This window comes from Massilia phosphatilytica (assembly GCF_977014125.1).
Genome location: NZ_CDRNIL010000029.1, coordinates 1 through 10,852 on the forward strand (window position 1 = coordinate 1; position 10,852 = coordinate 10,852).

Annotated in this window: 7 protein-coding genes and 4 pseudogenes; 8 read left to right on the forward strand and 3 right to left on the reverse strand. The window is 62.2% G+C overall.

Annotation, left to right across the window (positions count from 1 at the left end):
• Positions 1 to 2,093, reverse strand: a pseudogene (locus ACWNCF_RS01215) (Rne/Rng family ribonuclease); the annotation flags it as partial.
• 970 nt (positions 2,094 to 3,063) lie between these two features.
• Here ACWNCF_RS01215 and ACWNCF_RS01220 point away from each other — a divergent pair.
• The 4 genes and pseudogenes from ACWNCF_RS01220 to ACWNCF_RS01235 all read left to right on the forward strand — a co-directional run bounded on the left by ACWNCF_RS01220 (position 3,064) and on the right by ACWNCF_RS01235 (position 6,199).
• A pseudogene (locus tag ACWNCF_RS01220) lies at positions 3,064 to 4,010 on the forward strand (RluA family pseudouridine synthase).
• Between the two features lie 102 nt (positions 4,011 to 4,112).
• On the forward strand, positions 4,113 to 4,772 hold the full coding sequence (locus ACWNCF_RS01225) for an HAD-IIIA family hydrolase (protein ID WP_056443673.1): 660 nt from the start codon (positions 4,113 to 4,115) through the stop codon (positions 4,770 to 4,772).
• Positions 4,769 to 5,200, forward strand: coding sequence for a Rieske (2Fe-2S) protein (locus ACWNCF_RS01230; RefSeq protein ID WP_449405724.1), 432 nt, complete (start codon positions 4,769 to 4,771; stop codon positions 5,198 to 5,200). The genes ACWNCF_RS01225 and ACWNCF_RS01230 overlap by 4 nt, the downstream gene beginning before the upstream one ends.
• Positions 5,197 to 6,199, forward strand: a pseudogene (locus tag ACWNCF_RS01235) (S49 family peptidase). Before ACWNCF_RS01230 ends, ACWNCF_RS01235 begins: the two are co-directional and overlap by 4 nt.
• Positions 6,200 to 6,422: 223 nt before the next feature.
• Here ACWNCF_RS01235 and ACWNCF_RS01240 read toward each other — a convergent pair.
• Positions 6,423 to 7,022 (reverse strand): hypothetical protein, encoded by a 600-nt coding sequence (locus ACWNCF_RS01240; RefSeq protein WP_449405725.1) that lies wholly within the window; start codon positions 7,020 to 7,022, stop codon positions 6,423 to 6,425.
• A gap of 167 nt (positions 7,023 to 7,189) precedes the next feature.
• Between ACWNCF_RS01240 and ACWNCF_RS01245 the strand changes: the two genes are divergently transcribed.
• The 4 genes and pseudogenes from ACWNCF_RS01245 (at position 7,190) to ACWNCF_RS01260 (ending at position 10,107) form a co-directional block, all read left to right on the forward strand.
• Positions 7,190 to 7,906, forward strand: coding sequence for a pseudouridine synthase (locus tag ACWNCF_RS01245; RefSeq protein ID WP_449405726.1), 717 nt, complete (start codon positions 7,190 to 7,192; stop codon positions 7,904 to 7,906).
• A gap of 422 nt (positions 7,907 to 8,328) precedes the next feature.
• A pseudogene (locus tag ACWNCF_RS01250) lies at positions 8,329 to 8,712 on the forward strand (phospholipase A); the annotation flags it as partial.
• Positions 8,713 to 8,824: 112 nt separating this feature from the next.
• Positions 8,825 to 9,127 (forward strand): phospholipase A, encoded by a 303-nt coding sequence (locus ACWNCF_RS01255; RefSeq protein ID WP_449405728.1) that lies wholly within the window; start codon positions 8,825 to 8,827, stop codon positions 9,125 to 9,127.
• A 59-nt stretch (positions 9,128 to 9,186) separates the two neighbouring features.
• Positions 9,187 to 10,107, forward strand: a complete 921-nt coding sequence (locus ACWNCF_RS01260; RefSeq protein ID WP_449405729.1) for a fumarylacetoacetate hydrolase family protein — start codon at positions 9,187 to 9,189, stop codon at positions 10,105 to 10,107.
• A 31-nt stretch (positions 10,108 to 10,138) separates the two neighbouring features.
• Here ACWNCF_RS01260 and ACWNCF_RS01265 read toward each other — a convergent pair whose 3' ends face one another.
• Complete coding sequence (locus ACWNCF_RS01265) at positions 10,139 to 10,816, reverse strand: hypothetical protein (protein ID WP_449405727.1); 678 nt, start codon at positions 10,814 to 10,816, stop codon at positions 10,139 to 10,141.
• Positions 10,817 to 10,852 lie beyond the last annotated feature (36 nt).

Genomic DNA, 10,852 nt, shown 5'->3' on the forward strand with positions numbered 1-10,852 from the left:
AAACCAGGAGTTAGTTGGATGATCCAGCACCTCGCTTGCGGCTGGCCGTCCGCCGTGGCGGCGGCCTGTTCGCGCGGTTCGCGGGCTTCGCGCGGTTGACGCGGAGGGCGCGGCGGACGTGCCGGCTTGCCTTCCGCCTCGACCGGCTTGGCGCCATCCTCGGCACCAGCGGATTTCAGTTCGCGGTCTTCACGCTCGGCACGGTTTTTACCGGTGCCGGTGCCGTTGCGGCCGCCACGGGCGCGCTGGCCGCGGCCATTGCGGTCGCCGCGTTCGCCGGCGGCCGGAGCCGCTTCAGCGGGCTTGGCCGGGACTGCCGGAGCAGGCGGCGGTGCGATCGGGGCCGGACGGCCAAGAAGAAATTGCGCAGCTTGGCAAAGAAGCCGTCTTCCGCGGCCGGTGCGACTGGAACAGCGGCGACCGGAGCAGGGGCGGGCGCCGGCGCTTCGACCGGCTTGGCCGGCTGGCGCTCGACCAGCGGTGCCGGCTGGGCCGGGGTGATGGTCTTGACGACGGCTTCCTGGCGCGGCTTGGCTTCTTCCTTCTGGCGCTTGGCGAAGGCCATGTCCGTGTCGGCCGATTCGGCCATCGTGTAGCTGGCGGCGTCGTCGTCCAGGCGCGGATCGTCGCGCTTGATGCGCTCGAGCTTGTAGTGCGGGGTTTCCAGGTGCTTGTTCGGGACCAGGATGACCGTGATGCGATGGCGCGTCTCGATCTTGAGCACTTCGCCGCGCTTTTCGTTCAGCAGGAAGGCGGCGACGTCGACCGGGACCTGGACGTGGATCGCGGCCGAGTTCTCCTTCATCGCCTCTTCCTGGATGATGCGCAGGACTTGCAGGGCCGAACGATTCGGTATCGCGGATGTGGCCGGTGCCGGAGCAGCGCGGGCACGTCACGTGCGAACCTTCGGACAGCGACGGACGCAGGCGCTGGCGCGACAGTTCCATCAGGCCGAAGCGCGAGATCTTGCCCATCTGGACGCGTGCACGGTCATGGTGCAGGGCATCCTTCAGGCGCTGTTCCACTTCGCGCTGGTTCTTGGCGACTTCCATGTCGATGAAGTCGATGACGATCAGGCCGCCCAGGTCGCGCAGGCGCAGCTGGCGGGCCACTTCGTCGGCCGCTTCGCAGTTGGTGTTGAAGGCGGTGGTCTCGATGTCCGAGCCGCGCGTCGCGCGCGCCGAGTTGACGTCGATGGAGACGAGGGCTTCCGTGTGGTCGATCACGATCGCGCCGCCCGACGGCAGCGGGACGGTACGCGAATACGCGGTCTCGATCTGGTGTTCGATCTGGAAACGGGAGAACAGCGGAACGTCGTCCGTGTAGCGCTTCACGCGGTGCGCCATGTCGGGCATCACGTGGCTCATGAACTGCTGGGCCTGGTCGAAGATCTCGTCGGTGTCGATCAGGACTTCGCCGATGTCAGGCTGGAAATAGTCGCGGATGGCGCGGATGACCAGCGAGGATTCTTGATAGATCAGGAACGGACCCGGCGCCGACTTGCCGGCGCCTTCGATCGCGCGCCACAGCTGCATCAGGTAGTTCAGGTCCCACTGGAGTTCTTCCACATTGCGGCCGATGCCGGCCGTGCGGGCGATGACGGACATGCCCTGCGGCAGGTCCAGCTTGTCCATCGTCTCGCGCAGTTCCTGGCGCTCTTCGCCCTCGACGCGGCGCGACACGCCGCCGCCGCGCGGATTGTTCGGCATCAGGACCAGGTAGCGGCCGGCCAGCGAAATGAACGAGGTGAGGGCCGCGCCCTTGTTGCCGCGTTCTTCCTTTTCCACCTGGACCATGATTTCCTGGCCTTCGCGCAGGGCTTCCTTGATGGTGCAATTCCGCACGTCGACGCCGTCGCGGAAATAGGTGCGCGCAACTTCTTTGAAGGGGAGGAAACCGTGGCGCTCTTCGCCGTAGCTGACGAAGCAGGCCTCGAGGGAGGGTTCGATGCGGGTGATGACGCCTTTGTAGATATTCGATTTTCGCTGCTCACGGCCAGCGGTTTCGATATCGATGTCGATCAGTTTCTGGCCGTCGACAATCGCTACGCGCAGCTCTTCTTGCTGCGTAGCGTTAAACAACATACGTTTCATTTTTATAAACTCCGCGACCCGTGGGCCGTTTCATGCCGTCTTGTACAGAAGTACAGAACGGCGCAAGTACAGGGATGTACGCGGGAAGGGAGTGTTGGCGGTGGTATGCCCGGGGTGTGGCACGGCATTGCCGGCCACAGGGCGCAGTGGCGTCGAACGTAATTGCCGCGCGCACGAACGTCTTGCTCGGCCCGGGCGGCCCGATCGGGGCGGCGCAGGGGCAGGCAAGCGGTGCGACGCAGCCAGACTTTCAGTCGGCATGCATACCCGGTTGCGAATCAGGCGAATATCAGCCTTGATCCCAAGCCGGGCCTGCTGCCTGTGGAACCCTGGAACAGCCGGGCGATGCGATGCTGCCGGGGTGCGCGATCCGGACCTTGAAGATTGCGATGCGCAGTGCGCACCCGCATGACCTTCCCGGATCACTGTCTCCAACAACACTGCTACCGCTCACGACGGCTTCGAGGTTCTAACTTCGGGTCGGGCGAAGCGGCAAGCGTTATCGACACCATCACCGCGAGCCGACCGTCGGGCCGGCTTGCCGGTACTTATCCTTACAATTCCAAACAATCCAATCCTGCATCCTGTACGGCTACCCGGTTGCAACTGCGGTGCAACCCAGGTTCGCACAGGAATGTGCGTACACGTCTAGGAATCCCGCCAAACCCGCTGCGCGTTCGCATTGTCGCTGCGATGCCGCGACCGCTGCCGCTTGCGACGATTTTTTGGGATTCCGTTTTTTTCCATCGAATTTGCATTTTGGCGGGGCCGATGGAGACGCCCCTGTGTAAAATATCGTTTTAATTCTTACACCAGCAGAGGTTTGACCGCCGCCTGTCGATTATATATTCAAAATGAAGGACTTAGAGAGAATTTCTGGGAAGACAAAGCGAATGACCTTGCAAAACGATGTTGTTCCCCCTTCATCACAGACAGATAGCCGCCCGCTGCCACCGCCCAGTTTGTCACAATTACCGAGGAAGAAGCAGGTCAGCGCATCGATAATTATCTGCTGCGCGTCTGCAAGGGTGTCCCGAAAAGCCACATTTACCGCATCCTTCGCTCCGGCGAAGTGCGCGTGAACAAAGGTCGTATCGATCAGTTGTACCGCCTGGCGACGGGCGACATCGTCCGCATCTCGCCCGTGCGCATGGCCGAGAAGCCTGTCGGCGCCGCCCGGTGCCCGGGGCCGAGTTCCGCATCGTGCACGAAGACACCCACCTGCTCGTGATTGACAAGCCGGCCGGCGTGGCCGTGCACGGCGGCTCGGGGGTGTCGTATGGCGTCATCGAACAATTGCGCGCATCCCGGCCGGATGCGAAATTCCTGGAACTGGTGCACCGCCTGGACCGCGAGACGTCCGGACTGCTGTTGCTCGCAAAGAAACGTTCCGCGCTGAGCCAGCTTGCACGAGCAAATGCGTGACGGCAAGACCGACAAGCGCTACCTGACCATGGTCGCGGGCGACTGGCGTAATCGACGCCAGCACGTCAGCTGCCGCTGCATAAATACACGACGCCGGACGGCGAGCGTCGCGTCGTCGTGCAGAGCCGGCGGCCAGGAATCGCACACCGTGTTCAATTTGCTGCGCAAGTGGCCGGACTACGCGCTGCTCGAGGCGGAAGCTCAAGACCGGGCGCACGCAGCAGATCCGCGTGCACCTGGCGTGCTCCGGCTTTCCGATCCTCGGTGACGAGAAATACGGCGATTTTGCACTCCGACAAGCAGCTTCAGAAGGCAACCGACACGCGCGGCGCATTGCGCCGGATGTTCCTGCACGCGTACCAGATCACGTTCCAGCATCCGGAGACGGGCCAGCCGATGACCTTGAAGGCCCCGTTGCCGGCGGAATGCGACCGTTTCTTGGTAAGCTTGGGGCCAGCGCAAGAAGTCAAAGCACGCACCACCAATCGATAACGCGCCAACCGGGAACCCGGTCCCGCCAGCGGCAGATCCTGCCGGCGGGCCTGGGTTCTTGCAGGCGGAAATGAGGAGCCGGCGCCACGAGCGCCGCAAGACATGGCAAGAAAGCAATTCGATCTGATTGTCTTCGACTGGGACGGAACGCTGATGGACAGCACCGCCACCATCGTCAAATGTATACAGTCCGCCGCCAAGGACCTGGGCCTGGCGGTACCGAGCGACGCCGCGGCCTCGCATGTGATCGGCCTCGGCCTGGGCGAAGCCATGCAAGCCGTCATGCCGGACATCGATCCGGCCATGCACCCGCGCATGATCGAGCGCTATCGCTACCACTTCCTGACGAAAGACCATGAACTGGTCCTGTTCAAGGGGGTGCGGACAATGCTCGACGAACTGTCCCAAGAGGGCTATTTCCTGGCGGTTGCGACTGGCAAAAGCCGGGTCGGCCTGAACCGCGCCCTGAACGCGGCGGGCCTGCTTTCCGTGTTCGATGCGACCCGTTGCGCGGACGAGACATTTTCCAAACCGCACCCCGCAATGTTGCAAGAATTGACAAGGGAACTCGGCCAGGATATGCGGCGTACCGTTATGATCGGCGACACGACGCATGACTTGCTTATGGCAAACAATGCCGGCGCTTCCGGCATTGCCGTCGAATACGGCGCGCATCCGGTCCAGCAATTGCAGGCATGTCATCCGGTCTTTACGGCAAAGAACGTGCCCGAGCTGCATCAGTGGCTGGTCGAGAACGCATGAGCGATACCGAAGACGTCTATATTTGCGAATCGGCCACCGTCGAGGATGGCGGCAAGGGCATCCGGTTTCCGGTGCGCGCGTTTGGCGAGGACGCGACGGGTTTCGTCGTGCGCTTTCGGGGCAGGGTCTACGCATACCTGAACCGCTGCGCCCACGTGCCTATCGAACTCGACTGGTCCAAAGGCGAGTTTTTCGAGTCGGGCAAGCTTTACCTCATGTGCTCGACGCACGGTGCGATCTACGCACCGGAAAGTGGTGCTTGCGCGGGTGGACCTTGCCGCGGCGGCAAGCTGCGGCCGATCGTCGTGCGCGAGGCCGACGACCACATCTACTGGAGGCCGGACCAGCACATCCGCCCGCCGGCACCAGGGCAGATAAACCGGCGTGACCGACAGCCACACGGGGTAACCATCACCAGGCATTTATGAGCGACAACACCAGGAATGACAATCCGAACGACAACCGAGCGGCCGCTCCGGCAACTTTCAACAATTGGGAACGCGGAGACCCTGGAGCGGCTCGTGTTCGCCACCGTGCGCGAACAGCGTGCCGCGCGCCGCTGGGGCATCTTCTTCAAACTGTCCTTTCTTTTGCTGGCATTTTTCGCGATCTGGGCGTATTTCGATTTCAACTTCGGCAGTTCGGACATCGATGCACTAGGCCGCCACACAGCACTGATCGAGATCGACGGCGCTATCGACGACGAGGGCAGCGGCGCGGCCGACACCGTGATTCCGTCACTGAACAAGGCGTCTTCCGATCCGGGCTCGGCGGCCGTCGTCCTGCGCATCAACAGCCCGGGCGGCAGCCCCGTGCAGGCCGGCATCATCGTCGATGAAATCCAGCGCCTCAAGAAGGGCTATCCGAACAAGCCTCTGTACGTGGTCGTGGACGAGATCTGCGCGTCGGGCGGCTATTACATCGCAGCGGCGGCCGACAAGATTTATGTCAATAAGGCCAGCATCGTCGGGTCCGTCGGCGTCCTGATGGATGGTTTCGGCTTCACGGGCCTGATGGACAAGCTCGGCATCGAGCGGCGCCTGTTGACGGCCGGCGAAAACAAGGGTTTCCTCGATCCGTTCAGCCCGCAGTCCGACAAGCAGAAGCAGCATGCACTCGAGATGCTTAACGAGATCCACGAGCAATTCATTGCCGTCGTGCGTGCCGGCCGCGGCAAGCGCCTGAAGGAAACGCCGGATATCTTTTCCGGTCTCTACTGGACCGGCGCAAAGGCGGTCGAGATGGGCCTGGCGGATGGTTTCGGTACCGTGGACACGGTCGCGCGCGACGTCGTGAAGGCGGAAGACATCATCGATTACACGGCACACGAAGGCTTGCCGGAACGGGTGCTGAAGAAATTTGGCGCGTCGGTGGGGGCCGGTGCGGTCCACTCGATCTACCGGGGGCCCGTGCCCAGCTTGCGCTGAGCACGAGCATCGAACAAAGCCCAGTCTCAATATTTGGCTTGAAACTTACGGGCGGTAGTCTATAGTTGGTGTGTAGCTGTTTCGGCGCAAACGACATGGAAATCAGCCTGTTCCTGTCGTTGTCGGAACCGCTTCAGACCCGCATCCGTGCGGTTTCGAGAGAATTCAATTCCTCAAGCTGGAGTCCCAATCGGGAAGGAAACGACGGCATACGCCGTCGTTTTCATTTTCGGGTGTCCCCAGATCCAGTTGAAAACGATTGCATGCCAGGGCGCAAAGGCGGCGTCATGCCGGACGTATCCTGACGGTGATGCGTGTCGTCGCCTTCGAGGGCCGGGCCGTTCGCATCCGGTGCGGCATGCTGGGCGGGCGACGTGGATGGAAGGTTGCCGGACGAGGTGTCCGCCGCCCGCGAGGCCGAGCGCGGACCGCCATGCACGACGAACTTCCTGCTGAGGAGGGTCTTCGTGCCGGCTTCCTGTGGCGTGTCGGCGATGACGCTATCCAGAGATCCGGGCTCCGGCTCATGAAAGCCGCCGGACTCTAGCCATGCCTGGAAGCGGCGTTGTGCCTGCTCATACCATGCGGCGCGCATCGGTAACTGGTGTTCGAAACAATGCACATGCGGGATGTCGCCACCGCGCGTCCAGCGCGCCAGCGCAAGCCGGGTTGGGAAAGTTGCTGCATATTCCTGGGCCACCTTCGTTCCGCTGCTTTTGGCTGCAAACGAAGAGGGGGTGCTGTGGTTCTGCTTTTTTTCGATCTGCACTTTTGCCTCGTGGTTGGGGGTTTTCGATCTGATGTGCCAGATGGTGCGGCCCACCTTTAGTCCTACACTCAGTAACTGTAGGTCGATTCCTAATCAGGTTTCAGTGTATCAACGGGACGCAGTCAATTCTTGAGATGTGTCAAACGAGTTCTTGCTTCGAGTTGAAACCCCTGCATTACTGAACTTTGACGCTTGCAATCCTTCTGCTACAGTCTCGCCCCATGAGTAAATTATCCCTCGACCGCGTTCTCCAGTCGCAAGGCTTTGGTACGCGCAAGTATTGCCGGGCCTTGATCGAGGACGGCGACGTCACGATCAACGGCGACGTCTACGACAACTACAAGACCCTGGTGGAAACGGAGGGCCTCGTCCTGACCGTCTTCGACGAGGAGTGGACGTATCGCGAGCACGTCTATATTGCCTTGTACAAACCGTCCAACTTCGAGTGTTCGCGCAAGCCCAGCCACCATCCCGGCGTCCTGACCTTGCTGCCGGAACAGTTCACCTGGCGCGACGTCCAACCCGTCGGCCGGCTCGACCACGACACGACAGGCCTCTTGCTGATGTCGGATGACGGCCCGTTCATTCATGCGCAGTCTTCACCCAAGCGGCATATTCCCAAGGTGTACCAGGCCACGACCCAGGAACCGGTCACCCAGGCGCTGGTCGACCAGTTATTGTCGGGCGTGCAATTGCACGACGAGCCGGCGCCGCTGGCCGCCCAATTGTGCGTGCAGCGGGGCGATCATCAGCTGGAGATTGTGCTAGAGCAGGGGAAATATCACCAGGTCAAGCGCATGCTGGCAGCCGCCGGCAACCATTGCGCGGCCTTGCATCGTTCGCAGGTCGGGGGCTTGACGCTCGAGGCGCTGGGGTTGCATGAAGGGGAATGGTGTTTTCTGGAGCAGGCGCAGTTGGCGCTGCTGGTGCCGGGCTGATATTAAAAAGACACGGGAGTGCGCTGTCGTGCGACATGTATAGAAGATTTACGCGACACTCGTCATTCGAATCTTGTCAATATTTTATTGACTTGGATCTGATTAATATCAACGATGACGATGCTCGCCACAAATCTCCGCTTCTTGCCCCTGGTTTTTTTCTTGCGTTTAATCCAGCAGTCGCCCAGCAGACCGGTCCGGGCCTGGCCGGATGCGCACGCATTGCCGATGCCGGACAGCGCCTTGCCTGCTATGACAGGTTGGCGGCCAGGCCCGCGACGCCTGCATCGAATACGCCCGTCCTCGTGCCTGCGGCAATCCGGCCTGCTCCAGCGTCCGCCTCGGCGGCGGCGGCTGCTGCTGTTGCGCCAGCCGTCGCCGATGCGCCACCGGTGCCCGCCGCAGTTGACGCATCACCCGAGATGCGGGATTTCAGCCTGGTCAATCATTGGGAACTTGACCAGGAACACAAGCGTGGCGTCTTCAATTTCCGTCAGCACCAGGTGAATTACCTGATGCTGACCCGCACTGCGCATCCCAACAACGAGCCCTACCGGCCGTTCCGCCGTCTCGACGTCCTGGCGAGCGACCTCGCGCATTCGGAGCTCGTGTTCCAGTTGGGATTCAAGATGAAGCTCGTCGAGAACGCCTTCGACAAGCCCGTCGATCTGTGGTTCGGCTATACCCAGAACAGCTTTTGGCAAGCCGGCAATCACGAGGCGTCCAGCCCCTTCCGCGAGACGAACTATCAACCCGAGCTGATGGCCGTCACCCCACTGCATTTCAATGTAATGGGAATGAACGCGCGCTTTCTTAATCTCGGCCTGGTGCATCAATCGAACGGTCAGGCGTCGACGTTGTCGCGGAGCCTGGAACCGGGCGTATGCGCAGGTCGGGTTCGATCGTGCCGGGTGGACCGTGGTCGGACGCGTGTGGAAACGCATCAACGAAGCGGCCGCGAGCGACGACAACCGCGACATCGTCGATTACCTGGGACGCGGCGACGTCGTCGTTACCTATCGCAGCAATGGCAACGATTACTCGGCCCTGTTGCGGCGCAATTTCTCGACCGATCGTGGTGCCGTCCAGCTCAGCTGGGCGTTTCCGCTGGCGGGACACATCAAGGGGTACGCTCACCTGTTCTCGGGCTACGGGCAAAGCCTGATCGACTACAACTATTACCAGAACACGTTAGGGATCGGCCTGCTCGGCACATTCTGAATCGGGACGGGATACCCGCGCTGCACTACAATAGCGGCCCGATCCCGAGCGTTCCCGCCATGAAACTCGCCACCCTCAACGACGGCACGCGCGACGGCCAGCTGGCCGTCGTCGCGCGCGACCTCAAGACTGCCCACATCGCGGACGGCATTGTGCCCACCCTCCAGGCGGCGCTGGACGACTGGAGCTTCATCGCGCCGCAACTCGCCGCGCTGTACGTGGAACTGAACGCCGGCCGTGCCCGCCGCTCCTTCGATTTCGAGCCTGCCCGCTGCATGGCGCCGTTGCCGCGCGCCTGCCAGCTGGTCGTCGGCGCCCCTTATGGCGATCAGATCGACGACGCGCCGCGGATGACCCAGTGCGCCAGCGACGACCTGCTCGCCCCGATGGGCGACATCGTGGTGGCCCACGAGGAATGGGGCATCGATTTCGGCGCCGGCGTGGCGGTGGTGACGGGCGACGTGGCCATGGGCGCCACGCCCGACGACGCCCATCAGCAGATCTGCCTGGTGATGCTGGTCAACGAAGTGTCGTTGCGTAACCTGGAATTACCGCAATCCCGGCCGGCGACCAGCTTTTCACCCATCGCAGTTACGCCAGACGAGTTGGGTGACGCGTGGCGCGACGCCAAGGTCCACCTGCCGCTGCGTACGAGCTGGAACGGACATCTGGTTGGTCAGCCGGACGCCGGCGCGGACATGCCATTCAATCTTGCACAGCTGATCGCGCATCTGGCACGGACACGCAACGTGCGGGCCGGCAGCATCGTTGGATCGGGCATCGTGTCGGACCGCGACGCGTCGCGCGGGTATGCGTCCATTGCGGCGCAACGCAGCCGGGAAGTCAGCGAGCATGGCGAAGCCGTGACCGGGTTCATGCGCTTCGGGGACACGGTCCGGATCGAGATGCTGGACGAGAAAGGAAAATCGATTTTCGGCGCGATCGACCAAAAGGTGGTTCGCTTCGGGCAGTCCCCGTAGCTTGGGCACCCTGTGCCCGCCACCAGTCACACTACTCATCTAATCCTGTCGGCTTCCCGTTCCAAAACTCACCATCCACCGCGTCGCCCCGCAAATCCACCTCGACCGGAGGCGTAATCCGGCGGACCGCCTTTGCCAACCGCAGCCTCCCGTCCGGCTCATGCAACCGATACCACAGGAAGGCCACGCCGGACAGCCGCAGATGCTGTCCGGTGAACAGATTATCCTTGACGATCGTCATGCCTTCGAGGCGCAGGTCGAAGTCGAGCACCAGAGCGCCCTCGGTGCGCGAGGCATAGCCCAGGTAGCGCGCGGCGTTGAACAACGGGCTCTTGTCGTCCGCCTCCCCGGCCTTGAGCGAGTCGACGAAACCATCGACCGTCTTCAACAGCGCGCCGGCATTTGCCGCAACCGCCGCAAGGTCCTTTTTTTCGTCGCCTTTCGCCCCCTCGGCCAGCCTCTGCACGATGGCGATCCGGTTGGACAATTCACCCCGTTGCGCAGCCAGAGCGCGTAATTTCGCGAGCAGGGCATCGTAGCGCCTGTTGTCGAGCTCGCCAAGGTAGCCCATGCCGAGTCCGGCGACCTTGTCAGGACACCGGCTGCCCAGTTGCGTGACGAACAGGCTGCGCGCGCCTTCGCCGTAGGCAATGCCTTGCGCGTCGACGTCAGTCTTGAACAGCGCGGACAAGTCCAGGTGCTGGATCATCCAACTAACTCCTCCGTTTTAACCTTCAGCAATACG

Bases quoted from the DNA above. Each gene is read 5' to 3' on its own strand.
- ACWNCF_RS01260 (WP_449405729.1), top strand. From the start codon at position 9,187: ATGAAACTCGCCACCCTCAACGACGGCACGCGCGACGGCCAGCTGGCC.
- ACWNCF_RS01265 (WP_449405727.1), bottom strand. From the start codon at position 10,816: ATGATCCAGCACCTGGACTTGTCCGCGCTGTTCAAGACTGACGTCGAC.
- ACWNCF_RS01225 (WP_056443673.1), top strand. From the start codon at position 4,113: ATGGCAAGAAAGCAATTCGATCTGATTGTCTTCGACTGGGACGGAACG.
- ACWNCF_RS01245 (WP_449405726.1), top strand. From the start codon at position 7,190: ATGAGTAAATTATCCCTCGACCGCGTTCTCCAGTCGCAAGGCTTTGGT.
- ACWNCF_RS01230 (WP_449405724.1), top strand. From the start codon at position 4,769: ATGAGCGATACCGAAGACGTCTATATTTGCGAATCGGCCACCGTCGAG.